Origin of the sequence: Psychrobacter sp. 5A.1 (genome assembly GCF_030407455.1) — a bacterium.
Classification (GTDB): domain Bacteria; phylum Pseudomonadota; class Gammaproteobacteria; order Pseudomonadales; family Moraxellaceae; genus Psychrobacter.
The window spans coordinates 16,823-39,420 of record NZ_JASDDJ010000003.1 but is presented as its reverse complement, the minus strand read 5'-3'; the positions used below and the strand labels follow the sequence as shown (position 1 = coordinate 39,420).

Sequence of the window (22,598 nt, the reverse complement as noted above, 5' to 3'; positions counted from 1 at the left end):
GCTGTTAAGATACGTCATTGAATCAATATATGCAATACTTGCACAATACGAGTGCACGGAACGAGAGGCAAAGTAGGTCATGGTGGTAAGTTTGACAAGAATGCTAAAGTCATTTGGGCAAGCTCAAGAAGACCTGCCAACACAAGCGGCTAAAAATGCTCAACAGATGAGTGTCAGCCAAGATGTAGAGGTGGAGGATAGCAATGATGAAAACGATCAAGCTATCAGTCAGCGCTCTGTGCTAACACCACCTGAGCGTGCAGGTCGTATTCGTGATGCATTAGCACAAGTGAGTGATATTCGAACGCCGACGCCTTTGACCGATCGCTATTTGTCCAATCGTGCCCAAATGCGCCCGACCAATAGACCTCCTTTTGACCCAGATACTTTATGGTATCTCAAACATGGACGCTGTCCGATTATGACTGAGCTTGTTGATGTGGTCGATGAAGCCACCCTAAATGCCATGCCTATTGAGGCTGTCGCAATTCTAGATCGAATTAATGGTAAATTGAAGCGTTACCGTGAATGGAGCAGCGAGCTCAACGAGCAGCAACAGCAGCAGCATAATGAGCGTCAGTTCGTCATCGATAAGCTGGTGTCTGAGAGTATTCCAGAAGCGCTACATCATTATGAGCAACTACAGCGGTTCAGCCCACATCGTACAAAAAACAACACGGTACAAGGTAAGATGACCGCAGGCGATATGTTGACCGATTTGTTTCTTGAGATTGATTATGAGCTTGACGAGTTATTGGATGAGCTGCACCAAACAGTGATGAATCGTCTGGCCTCAACGCATCGTTATGTCAAAAGCCGCACAAAAAGTTAGTGAGTAATGGCTTTTAGTGATCGTTGCCAACTTGAGACAGTTAGGTGTCATTCGATACAATTGACCCAATACGATATGACGCATAACAGTATGATGCACCACAATATAGGGCTTTAATAGAGCCTTATTTTTTTGTTCAACACGCCCCCATATCCATAATAAGAAACTTGCCGCCATACTCTAAAAAGTAATGAGGAATATCTAATGACCCAAATGACTGCGATGCTAGTGATGTTTGTACTATATGGGCTGCTACCAGCAGCTGGATTGTACCTAGGATATCGTGGTCTCAAAAAATTCACTGCACCCAAAATGCTTGAATATAAAGCGATGCCGCAGTTAGGTTATATTCCCGAAAAGAGCTTACCCGTTGAGGTCAAAACAGCCCTCGACCAAATCAATGAAAAAGGTGAGAAGCTGCGTGTCATTTATGGCGATACCAATAATGATGGAAAAATTGATGATAAAGATACCGTTAACGAAACGTATATCATGATTCAAAATTTAATGGACAGACATATTCCGCTTGCCGTGGCGGACTATCGCCGCTTGCATGATTTAGATGTGGGGGATGGTGCGCTCGCTGATACGACCAAGATTAAGCACTCTAACGTCACTGGTAAAGAAGCATTGTTAGACGTACTTGAGACGATTAATACGCAGTTCGATGACCTGCTCAATGCTTCCTATCATCAAGACGGACAAAAGCTGCTCGCGACCAATCGCTATCTACAAAAACGCTTCGATAATCCTGCTGTGAATACAGAGATTCAAAAGCGCGATAGTAATATTAGCAATGCCAGTAGTGATGTGAGCAGTGATGTAAATATTCAAGCGATTGAAAATCCAATGGGTGCTAATGTAAGTGCCGAAGACATTAAACTATAAATGCAGAGTTTTATAATTAAAGGACAAGATGAAGAGTAAGCGTATATGAGCATCTTAATAGGCATTGGCATTGTAACGACAGTCACTACCTTTTATTTGGGTAAAAAAGGCTGGCAAGCTTTCCATAAGGCCGTTGGTATTTCGCCAGGTGTGCTCGTCTATCAGAATGATAATGCACTATTGCCATTATCCAAACTCAGTTGGCAGCAATTAAATTTGCATAAGAAACATCTAAAAAATTTGCCAGAGCTTCAATTGCGCCAATTAAAACGTATTGATGAAAAAGTGAATCACTATCAAGCGTATCAGAAATCACTAAAAGCTCAGCATAAGACGCCTGCGATAACAGAGCAGCAGTTTGTATTGAATAAGATGCTGCATACTCGGCTTCCAGAAATTTTATCCAGTCATTACCATTTAACAAATATAAGCGCCGATAATATAAGTAATGACAATGAAGCGGAAGCCAATGAATTATTACAGAGCGTGTTAAATAATATTGAGCAGCGTTTAGATAATTTGCTGGCGCAAATGGACACGCAGCAGTTGCAGGAGTTACGAGTCATGAAAAACTATATTAATAGTCATGATAGCTAAGTCTACGTCATTAGATTTACAACGACTTGCTATAAATGATACAAAAAAAGCTGCCAATGATGAATAATCACTGGCAGCTTTTTTATGTTTATGCTAAACCTATCAAAGATTTAGAATAATGTTAAACCAACTTAACTAGCGCTTGTCGTCGCGGTCACGGGTATTGCGCGTACCACGGCTGGCAGGGCTAGCACTGCTTTTAGGTTTTGCGCTGCTGTTACGATTGTCGCTACCACTACGGGTATCGCTACGACTGTCAGTAGCGCGACGCGCTTTGAGCGGCTTGCTTCTGATACGCTCTTGCTTTTCTTTGGCTGCGCCATGTAGACCAGTGCCATAACGTGGGCGTAAGCTCACCAAATCCGTCAACGTGTTGATTTCTTTTTTGTCGAGCTCTAAGAAACGACCAGTACGCAACTCTTTTGGTAGGGCAATCGTACCGTAGCGCGTGCGTAGTAGACGGCTAACTTTCAGACCTTGCGACTCAAATAAGCGACGTACTTCACGGTTACGGCCTTCTTTTAGTTGGACGTGATACCACTTATTGACACCTTCACCGCCACCGTCTTTGATATCTTCAAACTTTGCAAGGCCATCTTCTAGCATGACGCCAGCTGTTAATGCACGGGCAATCTCAGGTGTCACTTCACCCAATACACGTACCGCATATTCACGAGTCACTTCACCAGAGGGATGCATCAAGCGATGCGCCATTTCACCATCATTGGTAAACAATAACAGCCCCGTTGAGTTGATGTCCAAGCGTCCGACCATGACCCAGCGATCATGAGTCAGCTTTGGCAAGCGCTCAAAAACGGTTGGGCGACCTTCTGGATCTTTAGCAGAGCAGACTTCGCCTTCAGGTTTGTAATAAGCGATAACACGGCGACGCTTCTCGTTTTCAGAGGTGTATTTAATCTGACGGCCATCAACGCGAATCTCATCGCCTTGCTCGACGCGATCACCAATGGTTGCAGGGCCGTTATTGACAGTGACACGACCAGCTTTGATGACTTCTTCCATCTGACGGCGTGAGCCAAGTCCCATGCGGGCGAGGGCTTTCTGTAATTTTTCGTCTTTCATAATCATAACCTTGAGTCGGTGGGTTTACATTTCTCAATGTAAAAAAATTGGATTGACTATTCTACGCTATTTTGATGGCTTTAGCACGCAAACCTGTTGTTACTAATGGTCGATATCAAGAAAAAGGTGAACGTTAACAAATGAATGCTTATGATAAGGTAGACTCAACACGCCCTAGCCAGAATGATATCTCGCTTGCACTCGGTTTCCTTGTATCGATATGATTGTGGATGGACTATATCTATGAATCATGCCAAACGTAGATAAGTTACTCAAGTACAGTGATGCTGGCTGTATCTTACGCTAGGATTTTTAGCCGCAGGCAGGTACAATATCAGTATAAATCACCCCTTGATCAAGGATAAGACAGGCATGCAAGTAATTGCGGCACTGTCTTTCTTTTTTTTATCGCACCCTCTATTGGAGTTACTATGTCTACTACCCAAGAGTCAGCCACTGTTTTGGACGGCAAAGCCCTTGCCAAACAAATAGAACAACAACTACGCACACGCGTGGATGCTATCAAGGATAAGACTGGACGTACCCCAAGTTTAGCGACGATATTGGTTGGTGACGATCCAGCCTCTGCCACTTACGTCCGTATGAAAGGCAATGCTTGTCAGCGCGTTGGTATGGACTCTATACGTGTTGAGATGCCAAGTGCCACGACCACTGAACAGCTCAAAGCAAAGATAGATGAGCTAAATAACAATCCAGATGTACACGGTATTTTACTACAGCATCCTGTTCCTGAGCATATCGATGAGCGTGCTTGCTTTGAGCAGATTGATTTGGCAAAAGATGTCGATGGTGTGACTTGTCTTGGTTTTGGTCGAATGGGTATGCAGCAGCCTGCCTATGGCTCATGCACACCGCAAGGTATCATGCATTTATTAGAACACTACGGTATCGAGCTTGCGGGCAAAGAGGCGGTAGTCGTGGGTCGCAGTGCCATTTTGGGTAAGCCAATGGCGATGATGCTATTGAATGCCAACTGTACAGTGACTATGTGTCATTCAAGAACCCAAGATTTGGCGTCACATATCCAGCGTGCTGATATCATCGTGGGTGCTGTGGGCGTGCCTGAACTGATTAAAGCCGAATGGATTAAAGCAGGCGCTGTGGTTGTCGATGCTGGTTTCCACCCGACGGATAATGGCGGTATGGGTGATATTGAAATGCAGGGCATGGAAAATATTGCCAGCGCTTATACGCCAGTACCAGGCGGCGTTGGCCCAATGACCATCAACACACTTATTCGCCAAACTGTCGATGCTGCTGAAAAATCAGCAGGTTTGAACGTCCGCTAAAAATATGGCTATATGAATGCTGATTGCCGATAGATAAGGGGCCTGAGGCAACACCGACTCAGGCTACATCAACCACATCTCAGTTGATAGGACCTAAGCATGGCTAAAAAAAACATAGGGGTTCATGAGCGATTACAAAGTATTGGTAGAGAGTTTGTCGATATCTGTCATTACGTTATTTTATTTTTAATCAGTGTGGTAGTCGTTTGGACGGCTGGCAAAGAGTTTGTTGGTATTATTCAAAAAGGTTCAGCGGATTTAAAAGACATATTGATGTTGTTTATTTATCTTGAACTGTTGGCCATGATAGGTATTTACTTTAAAACCCACCGACTGCCAGTACAGTTTTTGATATTTATTGCTATCACTGCATTGTCGCGACATTTGGTGGTTGATGTGCAGGCGGTTTCAGACTATTTTCATTTGTGGCTGCTGGCGACGATTTCTTTGGCTATTTTGATGTTAAGCGCCTCTATCGTAGTGCTGACATGGACGGCAAGGACGTTCGGTCGTCCCGAAGACAATCTCGACCAACAGCATGCAAATCTAACGGTTAAAGCGCTTTTACCAGATGATGCGAAAGTACCAGATAGTCATACGAAACATCGCCGTGAATAATGATCGAGTCGCGGCAAACGGCATAAAAAAAGAGCGACCACTGGTTGCTCTTTTTTTATGCATAGCACATGGTATTACAACCACTTGAGTCTTTTAAAATTGTAGTACAGATAGCTACACAAGGTAATAATTATGGCCATAATAACAAGGTAAGCATACTTCCAATGCAGCTCAGGCATAAAATCAAAGTTCATGCCATAGATGCCAGCGATGGCAGTTGGCACGGCTAAGATACCTGCCCACGCAGCGAGCTTACGTACCACTTCGTTCTGACCCATATTGACCATCGCCATATAGGTATTCATCACCACGCTCAACATCTCATTAAGACCGTTGATGGCATCTAGTGAGTGTAAGAGATGGTCATTAACATCGCGGAAGTAGGGCTTGGCTGCTTGAGAAAACCCAGAGACGATTTCACTCTTCTTATGATTGATAAAAAAGCTACAGATGTCTTGTACGGGCAAGATAATAGCGCGCATATGTACCAGTTGCGACTTGAGCTCGTAGAGGTTTTTTAGGGTGCCTTTATCAAACTCGGAAGTAAACACATAGCGCTCTTGTTCGCGCAAATACCGACCCAATCGATCGGTGATTGGCATATAGTTATCAACGATAAAATCGAGTATGGCGTGCAGCACAAAGATAGGGCCCATACGCAGCTTCTCGGGGCGACGGTGGCAGTGTTCACGGACAGGGGCGTAGGAGTTTGACGGGCCATTACGAATCGTAATCAGGTAGTTTTTGCCCATAAATATCGCAGTCGTGCCATAACGAATGACATTGTCTTCGAGCTTGGCCGTACGTAGCACCACGAATACCATGTCATTGTCGTAGTTTTCGACCTTAGCACGTTGATGATCAGCAAAGGCATCTTCAATCGCCAGCTCATGCAGGCCAAAGGCTTCTTTTACTTTGACCATGGTTTTTAGACTTGGATCATATAACCCAAGCCAAATAAACTGACCATTGTTACTCAGCACACGATGCACATCATTGAGCGCCACTCTGTCAAGATTCTCACCTGTTTTTCGTGAGTAAGCGTAGCAATTGACCACTTCATCCGCACTCGATGATTCAATATCCTCATAGCGCTCGGAATCAGGATCGTAGACCGTCATGGTCTCGATGGTATCCTCAGTGGTGGCGTCTACATCACCATAGATGTAGCTATCATCATCGTCTAGATAGAGATGTTTGTCATCCATGTTGGCATAGATATGACTCATATTGGAGTCAGGAGCAATACGAGCTGTTTTTTTAATCAATTGATTATTATCATTTTCCATATACTTTCCTGTCATATAATAAAAAACTTCAATAATCCAAATATGTCGTGAGCGCTACCACTGTCTTATCGTGTGCCAATGTTAGCTATAAGGCATAGCTTTTTAGCGTGTCGATGTCTACCAATGCCAAGAGGCTCTCATGACAAGCTTCTAGCTTTATTTTCGGTGCAATATCAAAGTCCAATGCTTCAACCCAGCGTAGGGCACAGATGCACCAGTAATCACCAGGTTTGAGACCAGGAAAATTGTATTCAGGTAATGGGGTAATAAGGTCATTACCGCGACTGGCAGAAAAGTTTAAAAACTCGCTGGTCATCTTGACACAAACGGTATGCTGACCGACATCATGGTTGCCAGTATGACAAAAGCCATTGCGATAATAGCCAGTAATAGGATCAAAGCAGCAGCTGGCAAGTGCAGTACCTAGGACGTTGGTTTGATTGGTGGCAGGGTTTGGGTGGTAATCAGATGACATAAGGCTTCCGAGATAAAAATATGTGTTAGTGTATCATGAGTCTGTGCCGAAGACGCTGCCGCAATGACACTCATTATCTTATGGATAACAAAAAATAAATCTCATCGTTATCAATGCAATATCGAGCTAAATATATCACTTATCACGGTGGCATCGACTAAGGTAATAAGTGGCAATTAGGCAGTAATTAGATAGTGATTGTGGCTAATTGTCACTAGGCGAACCTTGAGTGCTATGCTAAACTAAAGCATAAAGTGCCTTGATTATTTGTCGCAATTTTTTAGCGCATAAAGATATTCGTCTTATCATTCTAAATTATACTTATTATTCACCCTTTTGCGGTTACCTGGTTTGTTTATAAATAATTGGGTCAATGATGTTGCGCGTTAAAAATAAAAACACACGGCGTCAATACCTGGCAAAACACCTTTTAAGTACCGCATCAGTACCGCGTTTTTGGTAAGCGATACACCAAACAAGGATTTATTGTGTCTGTTCGTTCTGATTCTGCAAAACCTGCCCAGCCAAATGCTATCAATGAAACAGTGACTCAGTCTGCTGAAAGCAATGCTGCACCCAATCGCATGCCATATTTGAGCAACTTTGGTAGTGATGTTGCCAATAGCTGGTTGTTGCCTGATGGGGTGGTTGACGTGTTGTTTGAAGATGCCCATAAGCAAGAAATGCTTAGACATCAATTGATTGAGCAGCTTATCACTCATGGTTATCAGCTGGTTTGTCCGCCGATGATCGAGTTTACTGAGTCGTTGCTGAGTGATGCCTCAGAAGATCTTAAGCGTCAAACCTTTAAGATTATTGATCAGTTGACTGGCCGTCTAATGGGTGTACGCGCTGATATTACCCCGCAGATTTTGCGTATAGATGCGCATCATGGCGGTACGGGTATTGCGCGTTATTGCTACGTTGGTGATGTGATTCACACTTTGCCATCAGGTCTGTTTGGCTCACGAACACCACTACAATTGGGTGCTGAGATATTTGGCTGTGCGTCATTAGCCGCAGATATTGAGCTGATAGACGTACTATTTACAATGATAAATAAGCTCAATATGAGTGCAGTGCTTCATATTGACTTGGGTCACGTGGCGATATTTAAGCGCTTGGCTGAATTGGCCGAGTTGTCAGACAGTGATACTGAGCAATTGATGTACTTATATGCCAATAAAAACTTGCCAGAGCTCAAGCGTGTTTGCCGCGCCTTACCGATGGGCGATGATTTTTATGTGTTGGCACGTTTTGGTCATGATATCGCAAATTTATTATCAAAATTGTCAGATGCGGCGCAGCAAGACAGCCAAATCGCAACGTCTATCGACGAGTTGCAACGCCTAAAGTCTTACTTAGAAAACCAATGGCAGTGCCCAGTCAGTGTCGATGTGACAGAGCTATCAGGCTATCACTACCATACTGGCATCGTCTTCAATGGCTATATCAATAATGAGACTCAGCCACTGGTACGTGGTGGTCGCTTCGATGGTATGCAAAGTCAGACACAAACGTTGCGAGCAGCCACGGGCTTTAGTATGGATGTCAGCCGCTTGCTGGCTCATACGCAGCTGGATGCACCCGCCGTTGTCTTGGTAGACTTTGCCGCATTGACTAACGCAAATGAAGATGAAATGCAGACGTTATTACAACAAGTTGAGAGTCTGCGTCAGAAAGGCTATCGCGTCACGATGCCATTAGATGCACAGGACAGTCCAGATGACGTCACTCATCGGTTGAGCATGGCAGACCATCAATGGCAGCTAAAAACGGTTTAATTGCTGATGCATTAAGTACAACTGTATTCGACACATGCTATTAAAACGTTAAGTGATTCATTAAATATCTCAGTTTTTCTATTTCATGAATCACTGAGATAAAAAGATATAGTTAACAAAGTCATTTTAATTTTTCAACTGTTATCGCACACACCTCAATACATAAAGGTAAGGATTGATCATGGGTAAGAATGTCGTAGTTTTGGGTAGCCAATGGGGCGATGAAGGTAAAGGTAAAATCGTTGATTTACTAACCGAAAAAGCCTCAGCAGTCGCGCGCTTTCAAGGCGGCCATAACGCTGGGCACACGTTAGTTGTCGATGGCAAAACCACCGTCCTGCATTTAATCCCATCAGGTATCTTGCGTGAAGGCGTGACGTGCTTCATCGGCAACGGCGTCGTGTTAGCCCCTGACGCATTGCTAAAAGAGATGAAAGAGCTAGAAGACAACAACGTACCTGTACGTGAGCGTCTGCGCATTTCACCGAATTGCCCACTAATCATGCCATATCACGTAGCGCTTGACCAAGCACGTGAAGCCAAACGTGGTAGCGGTAAAATCGGTACAACAGGTCGCGGCATCGGTCCTGCGTACGAAGACAAAGTTGCACGCCGTGCCATCAAACTTGCTGATTTATTCCGTGAAGACTTAGAAGAAAAACTACGTAACCTAATCGAATATCATAACTTCCAATTGACTCAGTATTATAAAGTTGAAGCGATTGATTTTGATGAAACGCTTAAGCTTTGCAAAGAATGGAAAGAAGAGATTCAAGGGATGGTTACTGATGTAACTGAAGACCTAAATCAATTGCGTTTGGCTGGCGAAAACCTAATGTTCGAAGGTGCTCAAGGTACGTTACTTGATATCGATCATGGTACTTATCCGTTTGTGACCAGCTCAAGCGTCACTGCTGGTGGCGTGTCTACTGGTACGGGTATCGGTCCATTATATTTAGATTACGTACTTGGTATCACCAAAGCTTACACCACGCGTGTTGGTAGTGGCCCGTTCCCAACTGAATTGTTTGATGATGTTGGTGCTCATTTGGCCAAAGTCGGTCATGAGTTTGGTGCGACCACTGGTCGTGCGCGTCGCTGTGGTTGGTTCGATGCCGAAGCATTACGCCGTGCCGTGGTACTGAACTCTATGTCAGGTATCTGCTTGACTAAGCTTGACGTATTAGATGGTCTTGAAGAGTTGCTAATCGGTGTGGGTTACAACCTACCTGAAACTGAGTGTGCAGGCGCACATGATGCTGAATTCTATGAGTCAGTCACGCCTAAGTACGAAACCATGCAAGGCTGGAGTGAGTCAACCGTTGGTGTAACCAACTATGACGATCTACCAGAGAACGCCAAAAAATACATCAAACGTATCGAAGCCTTGATTGGTTGCCCAGTTGATATTATCTCAACTGGTCCTGACCGCGAAGAGACTATCGTATTGCGCGATCCATATGACGCTTAGTTTTTGCTATAAAGTTGATTAAATTGCTTTTAGTATTAAAAAAATCCCAGTGCATGAGCATTGGGATTTTTTTATGCCTGCTGTCTCAAGACAGGCCCTAGGATAAGAAGAAAGTTATAAGTAATTTAAACAGAATTTACTGACATTATTTTGGTTTAATTTTGTATAATATGCCATAAATGAATGTACTCTTATCAATATATGAAAAGGAATCTGCTATGACAACGAATGTGATTAAGCGCTCTATTCGTAATACTTCTCTTGCAATCATCACATCCGCAGCCTTTATGCTACCTATGCTGTCTTGGGGTGCAGAAAATTGTGATAGACCTAATAATGACTTTGATGGGTTATATTGTTTGACAAAAGTTTATTTGGAAGCAGATAAAGAGCTCAATAACTCTTACAATAAATTAAGCAAACTCCTGAACAGACAGCAAAAATCCACGCTAAAACGTGGACAGCTTGCATGGATGCGTGAGCGCAACGATCGATGTAGCTACAATGATGATGGCGGTTTTTTTGTTAATATGAGCTGTGCTACTAACAAGACAACAACTCGAGTTAACTTTTTGAATGAACGTGTGCGTGAATGTAATGCGGGCAGCTGCCGAGACAGTCGCTTAGATGATTAGTTATTTTGGGTGATAGCGTTAGGGCCTGTCCTCAATTCAAACAATAGTTATCTAACTGGGCTAAAAATGGCTAAATTTTGCCAAACGTTGTCAACAAACATCATCAAATAGCTGGTCAATATAATGTGCGATTAATAAAACCCTTGGCGTGATGTGCTGAGGGTTTTTTCGTTAGTGACATTTATAGAAAAATCTCACTCAGTCTTGCTACTATAAATAATAAATGTGATGAGTAGGGTCTGTTGAACATTCAAATGTGGTGCTGGCAGTCACTATTTTTTAGACAATATGCAGTGAAATTTTTGACGCCTAGTCATTCTAGGTTAAACAATTTCGCCATATATTGGCAGAAAATAGTACTGCCCTGAAAGGCTGATGCTAAAATCACCCCAAACGTTGTTGCAATCCTAGTTAAGGTCTCGACATTATCGTCGGCTTGCGCCTAATTTGGTGCAATTTTAGCAATCAGCAGCCCTAATATTTGAATGTTCAACAGACCCTAATAAAGCAAGTAGATGGATAGTGTGAGCATTCGCTATTGATGAATACTCACCTTGTGGGGAGATTAAATACTGTTATAAATTTACTTTTATGCAAGGTATGGTCATAAATTAACCCTATCATTTATAGCCTTAATCATTATAATAGGCAGCAATCCTATGTTGATGCTCATGGTTATGTATTGATATGACATGAGTTGTGCCAATCAGCTAAAGTCAACATGGTGGCCAAAGCTAAAACAAAGTATCAACCTTTTCATTCTTTATTGAATTTATCATTTATTAGGAGCTTCTCATGGCTAACGAACGTACTCTATCTATCATCAAACCTGATGCAGTTGCTGGCAACCACATCGGCGCTATCTATAGCCGCTTCGAACAAGCTGGTCTAAAAATCGTTGCTGCTAAAATGATGCAACTTGATGATGAAAAAGCAGGCGGTTTTTACGCTGAGCACGCTGAGCGTCCATTTTACAATGATCTAAAATCGTTCATGATGTCAGGTCCAGTATTGGTATCAGTACTAGAAGGCGAAAACGCTATCGCTCAGCATCGTGAAATCATGGGCGCAACTAACCCTAAAGACGCTGCTGAAGGCACTATCCGTGCAGACTTCGCTAGCAGCATCGACGAAAACGCAGTACATGGTTCAGATTCAGCTGAATCAGCAGCACGTGAAATCAGCTACTTCTTCAGCGATGATGAAGTTTGTGCACGTACGCGCTAATATAGTAAACCAACTATAAACAATGACGGCATTAGACTTGTTTGCTGTAACTGCTATAATTAGCTAGTTAGGATTTACACTGGTCTTATTCGTACTGGTTTTATATTTGATTCACTGTATACGACTGACGTAGCAAATTAGCTGTCAATCAGTCGTGTCGCGAGACGGCTTATATCTTATGGGTATAAGCCGTTTTAGCTATTATTCATTGAAATTTTTAATGGCTTGCCTCATTATTAATTTTACGTAGCGTTATCAATCCCTTATCAGCATGTTTTTGTCACTTTGAAAAACCGCGCTCATAACGGATTGCTCATGCACTCATATATTATGTATGTATGACAACATCCATATAAATAATTGCACCGCTTATCTAAGCTCCTGCAAAAAGGTTACCTATTATGTCTACTGTTCAAGCACCCATCCAGCACGTACCTGCTAAGATTACTGATAGCATTAAGTTGGTCGACGAGGCACATGCCAAAACTAATCTATTGGGTATGACGCAAGCGCAACTTGCAGAGTATTTTAAGAGTATTGGCGAAAAGCCTTTTCGCTCAACACAGGTGGTTAGGTGGATATATCAGCAAGGCGTGACAGATTTTGAGCAAATGACCAATTTGAGCAAATCATTGCGTGATAAATTATCTCTCAACGCTTGTGTGATTCCGCCAAAAGTGATTCATCGTCAATATAGTGATGATGGCACGCGTAAATGGGTATTTGAAGTCACGGGTGGCTCATTGGTTGAGACCGTGCTTATCCCTGCAGATGACAGCAAGCTGAATGGACGCAAGACACTATGTGTGTCTTCGCAAGTGGGCTGCGCGCTGGACTGTAGTTTTTGTAGTACCGGCAAGCAAGGGTTTGAGCGTGACTTAACTGCTGCTGAGATTATCGGGCAGTTGTGGGTGGCCAATGCGTCATATATGACTGACGAAAATGACAGCTTAGAAAACGTCGACCATAGCCTATGGGAAAACAATGTCACCAACGTCGTGATGATGGGTATGGGTGAGCCGCTATTGAATTATAAGCCTGTGGTTGGCTCAATGGAGCTGATGTTAAGCGATCATGCTTACGGGTTGTCAAAGCGTCGCGTTACCTTATCGACTTCAGGTGTTGTGCCAAAAATGTATCAACTAGCACAAGATATCGATGTGGCATTGGCTATTTCATTACATGCACCAAATGATGAGCTGCGCAATGAGCTAGTGCCAATTAATAAAAAGTATCCTTTAGAAGAGTTGATTGCTGCGGCAAAAAACTATGTGTTTGACGTCAATCCACGTCACAAAAAGCACGTTACGATTGAGTATGTGATGCTTGATGGCGTCAATGACAGCAACGAGCATGCTCATCAGTTGGTTGCATTACTAGAAGGGCTACCAAGTAAGATTAACTTGATTCCGTTCAATCCGTTTCCGCATGCAAACTATGACAAATCAAGCAACAACCGCATTCACGCTTTTAGTAATATACTGAGCGAAGCAGGTTTTGTTTGTACCATTCGTCAAACCCGTGGCGATGACATTGATGCGGCCTGTGGCCAATTGGTTGGGCAAGTGGCGGATCGTACCAGACGCTCAGCCGCATGGCAGCAGAGTATCAAAGACCGTGAAAACGTTTAGGGGATTCTTCAGAAGATAGCCTTAATATCTGATTGGTATAGATTTTTAGCTCTCTTTTATCTGTCGCAATGGTAATGAAAATGTATCATTAACGGTCGAGATTGAAGAACACAGCAATTAATAACAACTAAATTGTACTTATAGGGGTTAAATCTATTAAACTGATGTTTCTTTGATCGAACGCATTGAATCACAGTTTTATGATGGCGGCTATGATGACTTCTAAAAATTCTTGTCAGTTCAAATATCAAACATTATTTTCTAAAGATGGTAAGCAGTTGATGACAGCAACTTCCCAGATGGCGACGTCGAAGCATGTGATGCTGGCAACGGCGTTTGCGGTGGTTCTGCTGACTGGTTGCCAAAGCACATCGACCAATGATTTGCTGGGCAGCTCTCCTTATCAATCGTCCACGCGCCCAAATAATGATCGGAATTTAGATCAGCAGGAAATTGCCCGTGTGCGTACCTCACTTGCCGCGCAATACATCCGAAAAAACGAGCTTGATACGGCTCAGCGCCAACTCGAAAAAGCCTTTGCTGCTGATAGCCGTTATGCGCCAGCCTATGATATGATGGGCGTTTTGTTGCAGCAAGAAGGCAGCCGACTCAATCTCGAAAAAGCCGATGAGTACTTTAAAAAAGCGATCACGCTCGATAAAGAGTTTGTGCAAGCGCACAATAATTACGGTGTTTATCTGTCACAGACAAAGCGCTACCGTGAAGCGGCAGAGCAGTTTGAGATTGCAGGCGCATCATTAGGCTACGAAGGCCGTATTGGTGCGTTAGAAAACCTCGGGCGCACTTACCTTCAGTTAGATGACCGTAGTGCCGCTTCAAAGGCATTTTTGCGCGCGATTGATGGCAATCGTAATAGCATCATTGCCCATATCGAGTTGGTAGATTTGCTGCTTGAACAGCACCGTGTACCGCAAGCACAGAGACTGTATGACGAGACATTGATGTTGGTGCAGGGGCAGGGTATTAGCCCGCGTTTGCTCTTACAAGGTATCAAACTTGCGGCAGCACAAAACAATATAACGACGCGCCAGCAATTGGCACAGAAGCTTTTATCCGCTTATCCACTAAGCGATGAAGCAAAACAACTTAAGACTTGGCTTAACAATCCAGAGGCACCATGGAAATGATCACCCCATCAACTAACACTCAATCTAACGCTCAGGGATCATTTGGTGCCATGTTGCAGCAAGCCCGCAAAAATAAGCAAGTAAGCTTAGAAGCGGCGGCGGCCGAGCTATTTATTTTAAAGCGTCATTTGCAAGCGCTAGAAAACGAAAACTTTGCTGAGTTACCACAAGCTGCATTTGCCCGTGGTTTTGCGATTAACTATGCCAAATATCTGGGCTTGGATTCAGTCAGAATCGCTAGCAGCTTTGATGCCGCTTATCCCAATGAGCTAAAGGCCAAGTCAACGAGCAACATTGATACACCACTGCGTCCGATGGGAACTTTGCAGCGCGATACCCATAACCGAATTCGTTTTAATCCCCTATTGATCATAGGTGTCATTGGGTTAATTATTTTGGCGGTATTTTTATTCCGTATGGTGAGTAACGCTAGTAAAGAAAACAATCAAGAGCCTGTCTCTACCCTCGAAGATATGTCGTCTATAGAGCAAGCGCAAGGTGCTGCATTCAATAGTGATGCCAATGGTGTTGGTGCCTCAGGTTCAGCATTGAATGTAGGGGATACCAGTGCAACCACTGCTTTTTTGAATGTTAAGCTGACAAATGATGCGGTTATCAGTATTACAGATGCATCTGGCAACAGCCTCATTAGTGGTACTCAATCTCCTGGGGATTATGATCTGTCTGGTATGCCGCCATTTAATGTACAAATTGATAATATCGACAATGTCAGTTTAATGCTCAATCAAAAATCGATTGCCCTAGGGACTTATGCAACTGACAAGCAAGCCACCTTTGAGTTGACACCTTAATGGGTCTCTTAGTTTCATAAACGCTGATTTTTCAATAAAATGCTCACGTGTGTAAGCCGATTTAGCTGGTTTATACCATATGTGCAAACGTCTAATGTGCAAAAGCCTAGCGCTTTTCAATTTTTGATTCAAGGATTTATGTATGTCAATGCCATCGCCTATTAATCGCCGTCTGACCAAAAAAATCTATGTCGGTGATGTCGCGATTGGTGGTGATGCACCAATTAGCGTACAAAGTATGACCAATACCGATACTTGCGATGTGGCAGCAACCGTTGCTCAAATCGAGCGCTGTGTTGAAGCGGGTGCGGATCTGATGCGCGTATCAACGCCAACGATGGATACCGTTAAAGCCTTTGGTGAAATTCGTAAATTGGTGAGCGTGCCTTTAATCGCTGATGTGCATTTTGATCATAAAATTGCTCTGGCGGTCGCTGAAGCAGGTGCGGACTGTTTACGTATCAATCCTGGCAATATTGGCAGTGATGCGAAGGTACGTGAAGTGGTCGCTTGTGCCAAATATCACAATATTCCCATTCGTATTGGTGTCAATGCAGGCTCTTTAGAAAAAGACATCCAGCGTAAATATACTGAACCGACTGGCGAGGCAATGCTTGAATCGGCAATGCGTCATATCGATATCTTAGAGCGTCTTAACTTTGACCAATACAAAGTGTCTGTCAAAGCCAGTAATGTGTTTTTGACATTAGATGCTTATCGTTTGATATCAGCACAAATTGACAACCCTTTACATTTGGGTGTGACGGAGGCGGGTGTATACCGTACGGGTGCCGTTAAATCTGCTATTGCACTGGGTGGATTGTTGCTAGACGGTATTGGCGACACCATTCGTATTTCTTTAGCAGCTGAGCCTGAAGAAGAGATTAAGATTGGTTTTGATATTTTAAAATCGCTTAATATTCGCTCGAACGGCGTAAACTTTATCGCTTGCCCAAGTTGCTCGCGCCAAGAGTTCGACGTGATTAGAGTGATGACGGCTTTAGAATCGCGTCTCGAAGACATTCGTGAGCCGATGAACCTATCCGTGATTGGCTGTAAGGTCAATGGCCCAGGCGAGGCAAAAGAGGCGGATATTGGTATCGTTGGTGCTGCACCTAGATCATTGGTATACCGTATGGGCGAAAAAAGCCATCTTATCGATACAGACAATTTAGTCGATGAAATAGAAAGTATGGTTCGTGCTCATGCCGATGATTTGGCGAAAAAGCGTGAAAATGAAATCATTCGCGTAAAATAAGCCATAGAGCGATGTGATATTTTAGGCCATGACATTCAAGTCAGGTATAAAACTCATTTGAGTGTTTAGACAACAATAATAGAATACTTGTCAAAAATTTAAGGATATGACCGTACCATGATCAAAGCTATTAAAGGGTTCAATGATATTTTGCCTGATCAATCAGCAAAGTGGTTGCATTTAGAAGCGATATTGGCTGATGTACTTGGCAGGTACGGTTACGAGCATATTCGCTTGCCTATCGTTGAACAAACTGATCTGTTTGCACGTGCCATTGGTGGTGCTACTGACATTGTCGAAAAAGAAATGTACAGCTTCACTGATAAATCTGAGCCACCAACGCCATTGGCGCTACGTCCTGAAGGCACAGCTGGGGCAGTGCGCGCGGTTATCGAGCATAACTTATTGCGCGGTGATACCCCGAAACTTTGGTACATCGGCCCGATGTTCCGCTATGAGCGCCCGCAAAAAGGCCGTTACCGCCAGTTTCATCAGTTGGGTGTCGAGAGCTTTGGTAGTGCATTACCAGATGCGGATGCTGAGCTGATTGCGATGACTCACTTGATGTGGCAGGAGCTAGGGCTAAAAGATGAGATGCGTCTGCAATTAAATAGCCTAGGTGAATTGGACGAGCGCTATGCTTATCGCGAAGCGCTGGTCACTTATCTGACGGATAAAAAAGATCAGCTAGACGAGGACAGTAAGCGCCGTTTAACGACCAATCCACTACGTATCCTAGACAGTAAAGAAGCGAACACACAGGCAGTATTGGCAGATGCGCCAAAGCTGGCGGACTTCTTGGGTGAAGAGAGTGTGGCGCATTTTGAGCAAGTCAAAGCCTATTTGACTGCGCTGAATATCGATTTTGAAATCAACCCGCACTTAGTACGTGGCCTTGATTATTACAATAAAACAGTTTTTGAGTGGGTAACAGACAAGCTCGGAAGCCAAGCAACCGTTTGTGCTGGTGGTCGTTATGATGGTCTGATAGGGCAGCTAAAATCAATCGGTACAGATGGTAGTAATCCTGTGAAATCCGAGCCTGGTGTTGGGTTTGCGATGGGGCTGGAGCGTCTGTTATTACTGATGGAAGCGGTAGCACCAATTGCTGATATGCCTGCTTGTGATGTATTCGTTGTGGCGCATCCTGATGTATATAGTGCTGGTATAAGCTATGCACAAAACTTGCGTTATAACCGTTCAGATGTACGAGTAAAAATGGCAAGTGCAACGAGTTTAAAGGCGCAAATGAAAAAGGCAGATAAGTCAGGTGCGGCATTGACGGTTATCATCGCACAGCAAGAGCTAGATGATAATACGATTAGTGTCAAAGACATGCAAACGGGTGAACAACAAACCGTCGCACAAGACTGGCTATCAAGTAAAGACAATTTTTCTCGTAGCTAATGTCTTCTAGCTAAGCATCTCGTAATTGATCGGTTTTGATTTTAGCACTCGCAATTTAATGTAAATTTTATCAGGTAAACATATATGGCTCTGACACCTAATTCGCCGAATGCAGATAACTCTATGCAAGCATTAAAGCAATATGGCAGTTATATCGTCACTGCGATTTTGTTAGCATTGGCCGCCTACTTTGGGTGGACATACTGGCAAGACAATCATGCGCGAGTAGATACCGTCGCTGCCGACCAATATGCCGATATCCAGCAGTTGAATGAAGAGGTCAATTTGGCCTCACAAAACCCAGACTTAGAAACAGAAGCTCAAGAAGCACTTGCAAAGAGTCGCACGCAGTTAGACAAAGATATTGATACTTTGGTGAGCACGCATGGTGAGTCAGTTTATGCGTGGCAAGCACTGATGATAAAGGCGCGCCAACAAGTAGATAGTGATGATTTTTCGGCGGCAACTGAGACATTTAAGCAAGCATTGGCTATCGATTTGGGTGATGCAGGTTTGGAGGCGATTACTCGTTTACGCTATGCAAAAACACTGTTGGCCGCAGGCGATGCTGATGCAGCGTTAGCGCAAGCAAACAATGATATGCCAAGCTCGTTTGAAGCCAGTCAGCAAGAGCTGCTAGGCGACATTTATTTGGCGCAAGACAATAAAGATTCAGCGATTAAGTCTTATACCAATGCTTGGGAGCTATTACGTAGCCGTCAAGAAACGCGTGCAGTATTGGCATTAAAGATGGAAAGCTTGGGCATCACTGCTGAACCGATTGCTGAGCAAACGAGTCTTATTCAAGTGCCCTCTGTTGCTGCGCAGCCGTTAGCTGTGGATAGTTCAAATGATGCAACGGTTGAAGCTGGGCAGTAAGTCAGTAGGATAGTATTGAGAATTGGTAATCATCCAAAGCCCCTTTTTAATATGACCTAATGATTACTCATTTGCTGTTGGCCAATGTACCAATTAATAATAATTTATTTGTAGTGAGAACATATAATGACTCAATCTATTCGCTCTAGCAAAATGTTAAGCACCAAGACCATCAAAAAGACAGTCATGCATGTGGCCGTATTGGCAGTAATGAGCACGGCAGTCATTGGGTGCAACCGCGGTATTAAGCCTGTCGTCAATGATCCCGTCAAATTGGTACAGATTGCGCAGCCAATCAGTGTGCTACAGCCCGTTTTTAGCACCGATGTCGGTAATAAAAAAGTCAGCAAAAAAGATCCGCTTGATTTGCAAGTTGGCTATGCCAATGGTCAGATTGTTACCGCATCACGTGGTGGTGAATTGACAGGATTTAATACTAAAGGCGAGCGTTTGTGGTCAATCAATGTTGGTGATCAAATCACAGGCGGCGTTACGGTAGATGCGCTAAGCCAAACGGCTGTCGTTAGTACTCGCGGTGGTCAAGTAATGGCATTTGACAGTGCAACTGGTGCAAAGCGCTGGCAGCAACAGTTATCAGGCTCTGTTTTGACACCAGCGCTCATTTCCAACAATCGTGTGATACTGTCAGCGAATGATGGATTTTTGCATGGTCTGTCTCTACAAACTGGGCAATCAGTATGGCAGTTTGCGACTCAAGTACCTGCTATCAGTGTCCGAGGTGGTGCTGCGCCAACGCTATTAGATAATGAGACAGCACTACTGGCCACGGCTGATGGTCGTCTGCACGCGATTACGATCGATAATGGTCTTCCACTGTGGTCCAGACGTGTTGGCGTAGGCGCTGGTAGTAGTGAAGTCGAGCGCATGAGTGATGTCGATGGCAAACCTGTCGTAGATAAAAGCCAACTGTTTGCGATCAGTTATAGTGGGCAGTTGCTAGGCATTGATTTGGCCTCGCGTCAGGTCATGTTTGTCAATGAAATGGCAAGTCTCAAATCACTTGCGGTCAACTCTCAGCAAGTCATTGCTACTAGCTTAGAGGGTAAAGTAGTCGCTTATAATCGTAGCAATGGTGAGGTTCTTTGGGAAAGTGACGCCTTGGCGTATCGCGATCTGACCAACCCTGTGATGATTGGAAACTATATCGCGATCGGTGATTTCGATGGCGTCGTGCATTTGTTCGATCCTGCCAGTGGTGATATCGTGAGCCGTGTACAAACAAAAGGCGCGTTGACTAATTTGCAAGTACAAGGCAGTCGCTTGATGACTCAAAGCGCGTCAGGACAGGTTGCGATTTGGCAATTGGCCCGCTAAGGTTTTGATTCATAAGCATTAAATTAAATAGTATGTTTTAATATAGTTGATTCAGTTTAAAAGAGAGCCAAGGCAACCGAGTGCAGATGTATATCTGATACTTCAAGCGAGGTTAACGCTGCAACTCTTTTATAGAGGATTGACTATAGTGCTATTATGCGATTGGGTTGACCTTGATGTTATAAAATACAAACGCTGCTCAGTCAGCGTTTAGTGCCTTGTGTAAATTGCTTGTTTAAACACAGGCTTTCGCGTACTCTATGCGACCGATGCGCTATCCATATGTACTGTATATAATGAGGTCATCTTATATACTATTTTTTGTCGTAAAATAGCCATCTATTATTTTTGCTATTGTTCTATCATTCATTTTAATTTGCGGTCAAGTGCAGCATATTCGCTACTAATGCTATGTCACTGGTTATAAGAATAACTGTACGGCCCGTCATTGTGCCTTTCACTGAGAGTAACCCATGAGTATCAAGCCTGTGGTCGCCTTAATTGGTCGTCCAAACGTCGGTAAATCCACCTTATTTAATCAGTTCACAAAAAGTCGGCAGGCATTGGTTGCTGATTTATCAGGATTGACTCGTGACCGTCAATACGGTGATGCGACCTATGAAGACAAATCCTTTATCGTTGTAGATACTGGTGGTATTGGTGAAGCAGACGACGGTAGTGGCAACATCGATGACTATATGTCTGAACAGTCGCACACGGCCATTCACGAAGCGGACATCATTGTATTCGTCGTTGATGCCCGTGCGGGTATGATTGGCGCTGATGCAGAAATTGGCAAATTTTTGCATACGCTAGGCAAGCCTGTGTATGTCGTTGCCAATAAAGTCGATGGTGTACACGATGCTGCGCCTGCTGAGTTTTATGCATTAGGATTGGGCGAGCCGTACCCAATGGCGGCCAGTCATGGTCGCGGTGTGGGTAATTTGCTTGAAGTATTGACGGCAGATATGCCTGAGCAAGAGAATATTGTAGAGCCAAGAGGCTTGAAGCTTGCCATTATTGGTCGTCCCAATGTTGGTAAATCAACGCTAGTGAACCGCTTGTTGGGTGAAGACCGAGTAGTGGTATTCGATATGCCAGGCACGACGCGTGACAGTATCTACATTCCTTATCAGCGTGAAGGTAAAGATTACGTACTGATTGACACCGCTGGTGTGCGCCGCCGTGGTAAAATCGACGAAAAAGTAGAAAAATTCTCTGTTATCAAAACATTGCAAGCGATTGAAGATTCTAACGTCACCGTTATTGTTATTGATGCCCACGAAGGCATTGTCGATCAAGATTTGCATATGATTGGTTATGCACTTGATGCAGGTCGTGCTTTGGTGGTTGCGATTAATAAGTGGGATGGTCTCACGCAAGATCAAAGAAACTATATCAAGATTGAAATGGATCGCCGTTTTAGCTTTATTCCTTATGTAAAAGTGCATCTGATCTCAGCATTACATGGTACGGGTGTTGGCAATTTATATCCGTCTATCTTGCGCGCGTACAAATCGTCAATGTTTGAAGTATCGACCAATCGTTTGACCCAGATTTTGCAAGATGCTGTGACGGCCAATCCGCCACCGACAGTTGCTGGTCGCCGTATTAAGTTGCGTTATGCGCATATTGGTGGTCACAACCCACCTGTGATTGTTATTCATGGTAACCAAACCAGCGCGCTTCCGAAGAGCTATCAACGTTATCTAGAGAATCAATTCCGTCAAGTATTTAAGCTAGAAGGCACACCTCTTAACGTTATCTTGAAGCAAAATGACAACCCATATGCCAATAAGAGCGATACGCCAACCAAGGCTAAAGCGCAGCAATTGCGTCAGCGTGAGCGTAATCGAACTCAGAAATTCACCACCAAAGACAAGAAGCCTCGTTAATCATAAAGTTATCTGATGTATTAT

Annotated in this window: 20 protein-coding genes; 17 read left to right on the top strand and 3 right to left on the bottom strand. The window is 43.7% G+C overall.

What is annotated here, in order from left to right; translation table 11 throughout:
- Positions 1–100 precede the first annotated feature (100 nt).
- From QL982_RS01095 to QL982_RS01085, 3 genes are all read left to right on the top strand, one after another.
- The gene (locus QL982_RS01095) at positions 101–832 is read left to right on the top strand and encodes a hypothetical protein (protein ID WP_290161775.1); all 732 of its coding nucleotides are present in this window, start codon (positions 101–103) and stop codon (positions 830–832) included.
- Between the two features lie 204 nt (positions 833–1,036).
- Positions 1,037–1,720 carry a hypothetical protein gene (locus QL982_RS01090; protein WP_290190124.1) on the top strand — a complete coding sequence of 228 codons (684 nt, stop codon included), beginning with the start codon at positions 1,037–1,039 and terminating at the stop codon, positions 1,718–1,720.
- 45 nt (positions 1,721–1,765) lie between these two features.
- Positions 1,766–2,317, top strand: a complete 552-nt coding sequence (locus QL982_RS01085) for a hypothetical protein (RefSeq protein ID WP_290165253.1) — start codon at positions 1,766–1,768, stop codon at positions 2,315–2,317.
- A gap of 135 nt (positions 2,318–2,452) precedes the next feature.
- Here the strand turns inward: QL982_RS01085 and rluB are convergent, their stop codons facing one another.
- Entirely contained in the window at positions 2,453–3,400 is a 948-nt protein-coding gene (gene rluB, locus QL982_RS01080; protein WP_290165255.1) for a 23S rRNA pseudouridine(2605) synthase RluB, read from the bottom strand.
- Between the two features lie 431 nt (positions 3,401–3,831).
- Between rluB and folD the strand changes: the two genes are divergently transcribed.
- Complete coding sequence (gene folD, locus QL982_RS01075) at positions 3,832–4,710, top strand: bifunctional methylenetetrahydrofolate dehydrogenase/methenyltetrahydrofolate cyclohydrolase FolD (protein ID WP_290165257.1); 879 nt, start codon at positions 3,832–3,834, stop codon at positions 4,708–4,710.
- 99 nt (positions 4,711–4,809) lie between these two features.
- A complete protein-coding gene (locus QL982_RS01070; protein WP_290165259.1) occupies positions 4,810–5,328 on the top strand; it encodes a phosphate-starvation-inducible PsiE family protein in 519 nt (172 codons plus the stop codon).
- A 74-nt stretch (positions 5,329–5,402) separates the two neighbouring features.
- Here the strand turns inward: QL982_RS01070 and corA are convergent, their stop codons facing one another.
- On the bottom strand, positions 5,403–6,617 hold the full coding sequence (gene corA, locus QL982_RS01065) for a magnesium/cobalt transporter CorA (protein ID WP_290165262.1): 1,215 nt from the start codon (positions 6,615–6,617) through the stop codon (positions 5,403–5,405).
- Positions 6,618–6,702: 85 nt separating this feature from the next.
- A complete protein-coding gene (locus tag QL982_RS01060; protein ID WP_290165264.1) occupies positions 6,703–7,092 on the bottom strand; it encodes a DUF2237 domain-containing protein in 390 nt (129 codons plus the stop codon).
- A 488-nt stretch (positions 7,093–7,580) separates the two neighbouring features.
- Here QL982_RS01060 and QL982_RS01055 point away from each other — a divergent pair, with 488 nt between their 5' ends.
- The 12 genes from QL982_RS01055 to der all read left to right on the top strand — a co-directional run bounded on the left by QL982_RS01055 (position 7,581) and on the right by der (position 22,574).
- Positions 7,581–8,876, top strand: a complete 1,296-nt coding sequence (locus QL982_RS01055) for an ATP phosphoribosyltransferase regulatory subunit (RefSeq protein ID WP_290190123.1) — start codon at positions 7,581–7,583, stop codon at positions 8,874–8,876.
- Positions 8,877–9,057: 181 nt separating this feature from the next.
- A complete protein-coding gene (locus tag QL982_RS01050) occupies positions 9,058–10,347 on the top strand; it encodes an adenylosuccinate synthase (protein ID WP_290165266.1) in 1,290 nt (429 codons plus the stop codon).
- 218 nt (positions 10,348–10,565) lie between these two features.
- Positions 10,566–10,982: a lysozyme inhibitor LprI family protein gene (locus tag QL982_RS01045; protein ID WP_290165267.1), complete on the top strand. Its 417-nt coding sequence runs from the start codon at positions 10,566–10,568 to the stop codon at positions 10,980–10,982.
- 795 nt (positions 10,983–11,777) lie between these two features.
- Positions 11,778–12,209, top strand: coding sequence for a nucleoside-diphosphate kinase (gene ndk, locus QL982_RS01040; RefSeq protein WP_194362836.1), 432 nt, complete (start codon positions 11,778–11,780; stop codon positions 12,207–12,209).
- Between the two features lie 401 nt (positions 12,210–12,610).
- On the top strand, positions 12,611–13,840 hold the full coding sequence (rlmN, locus tag QL982_RS01035) for a 23S rRNA (adenine(2503)-C(2))-methyltransferase RlmN (protein WP_290164707.1): 1,230 nt from the start codon (positions 12,611–12,613) through the stop codon (positions 13,838–13,840).
- Between the two features lie 212 nt (positions 13,841–14,052).
- Positions 14,053–14,988: a type IV pilus biogenesis/stability protein PilW gene (pilW, locus tag QL982_RS01030; RefSeq protein WP_290164708.1), complete on the top strand. Its 936-nt coding sequence runs from the start codon at positions 14,053–14,055 to the stop codon at positions 14,986–14,988.
- A complete protein-coding gene (locus QL982_RS01025) occupies positions 14,979–15,800 on the top strand; it encodes a helix-turn-helix domain-containing protein (protein WP_290164709.1) in 822 nt (273 codons plus the stop codon). The genes pilW and QL982_RS01025 overlap by 10 nt, the downstream gene beginning before the upstream one ends.
- Positions 15,801–15,942: 142 nt before the next feature.
- On the top strand, positions 15,943–17,058 hold the full coding sequence (ispG, locus tag QL982_RS01020) for a flavodoxin-dependent (E)-4-hydroxy-3-methylbut-2-enyl-diphosphate synthase (protein ID WP_290164710.1): 1,116 nt from the start codon (positions 15,943–15,945) through the stop codon (positions 17,056–17,058).
- A 117-nt stretch (positions 17,059–17,175) separates the two neighbouring features.
- A complete protein-coding gene (hisS, locus tag QL982_RS01015) occupies positions 17,176–18,465 on the top strand; it encodes a histidine--tRNA ligase (RefSeq protein WP_290164711.1) in 1,290 nt (429 codons plus the stop codon).
- Between the two features lie 84 nt (positions 18,466–18,549).
- A complete protein-coding gene (locus tag QL982_RS01010) occupies positions 18,550–19,344 on the top strand; it encodes a tetratricopeptide repeat protein (RefSeq protein WP_290164712.1) in 795 nt (264 codons plus the stop codon).
- A 126-nt stretch (positions 19,345–19,470) separates the two neighbouring features.
- Complete coding sequence (bamB, locus tag QL982_RS01005) at positions 19,471–20,679, top strand: outer membrane protein assembly factor BamB (RefSeq protein WP_290164713.1); 1,209 nt, start codon at positions 19,471–19,473, stop codon at positions 20,677–20,679.
- Positions 20,680–21,152: 473 nt separating this feature from the next.
- Positions 21,153–22,574, top strand: a complete 1,422-nt coding sequence (gene der, locus QL982_RS01000) for a ribosome biogenesis GTPase Der (protein WP_290164714.1) — start codon at positions 21,153–21,155, stop codon at positions 22,572–22,574.
- Positions 22,575–22,598: the final 24 nt, after the last annotated feature.

Coding starts and splice junctions, on each gene's coding strand:
- QL982_RS01090 (WP_290190124.1), top strand. CDS start 1,037: ATGACCCAAATGACTGCGATGCTAGTGATGTTTGTACTATATGGGCTG.
- bamB (WP_290164713.1), top strand. CDS start 19,471: ATGACTCAATCTATTCGCTCTAGCAAAATGTTAAGCACCAAGACCATC.
- QL982_RS01010 (WP_290164712.1), top strand. CDS start 18,550: ATGGCTCTGACACCTAATTCGCCGAATGCAGATAACTCTATGCAAGCA.
- QL982_RS01050 (WP_290165266.1), top strand. CDS start 9,058: ATGGGTAAGAATGTCGTAGTTTTGGGTAGCCAATGGGGCGATGAAGGT.
- folD (WP_290165257.1), top strand. CDS start 3,832: ATGTCTACTACCCAAGAGTCAGCCACTGTTTTGGACGGCAAAGCCCTT.
- der (WP_290164714.1), top strand. CDS start 21,153: ATGAGTATCAAGCCTGTGGTCGCCTTAATTGGTCGTCCAAACGTCGGT.
- QL982_RS01060 (WP_290165264.1), bottom strand. CDS start 7,092: ATGTCATCTGATTACCACCCAAACCCTGCCACCAATCAAACCAACGTC.
- ispG (WP_290164710.1), top strand. CDS start 15,943: ATGTCAATGCCATCGCCTATTAATCGCCGTCTGACCAAAAAAATCTAT.
- rluB (WP_290165255.1), bottom strand. CDS start 3,400: ATGAAAGACGAAAAATTACAGAAAGCCCTCGCCCGCATGGGACTTGGC.
- QL982_RS01070 (WP_290165259.1), top strand. CDS start 4,810: ATGGCTAAAAAAAACATAGGGGTTCATGAGCGATTACAAAGTATTGGT.
- rlmN (WP_290164707.1), top strand. CDS start 12,611: ATGTCTACTGTTCAAGCACCCATCCAGCACGTACCTGCTAAGATTACT.
- ndk (WP_194362836.1), top strand. CDS start 11,778: ATGGCTAACGAACGTACTCTATCTATCATCAAACCTGATGCAGTTGCT.
- QL982_RS01045 (WP_290165267.1), top strand. CDS start 10,566: ATGACAACGAATGTGATTAAGCGCTCTATTCGTAATACTTCTCTTGCA.
- QL982_RS01025 (WP_290164709.1), top strand. CDS start 14,979: ATGGAAATGATCACCCCATCAACTAACACTCAATCTAACGCTCAGGGA.
- hisS (WP_290164711.1), top strand. CDS start 17,176: ATGATCAAAGCTATTAAAGGGTTCAATGATATTTTGCCTGATCAATCA.
- QL982_RS01085 (WP_290165253.1), top strand. CDS start 1,766: ATGAGCATCTTAATAGGCATTGGCATTGTAACGACAGTCACTACCTTT.
- pilW (WP_290164708.1), top strand. CDS start 14,053: ATGATGACTTCTAAAAATTCTTGTCAGTTCAAATATCAAACATTATTT.
- QL982_RS01095 (WP_290161775.1), top strand. CDS start 101: ATGCTAAAGTCATTTGGGCAAGCTCAAGAAGACCTGCCAACACAAGCG.
- corA (WP_290165262.1), bottom strand. CDS start 6,617: ATGGAAAATGATAATAATCAATTGATTAAAAAAACAGCTCGTATTGCT.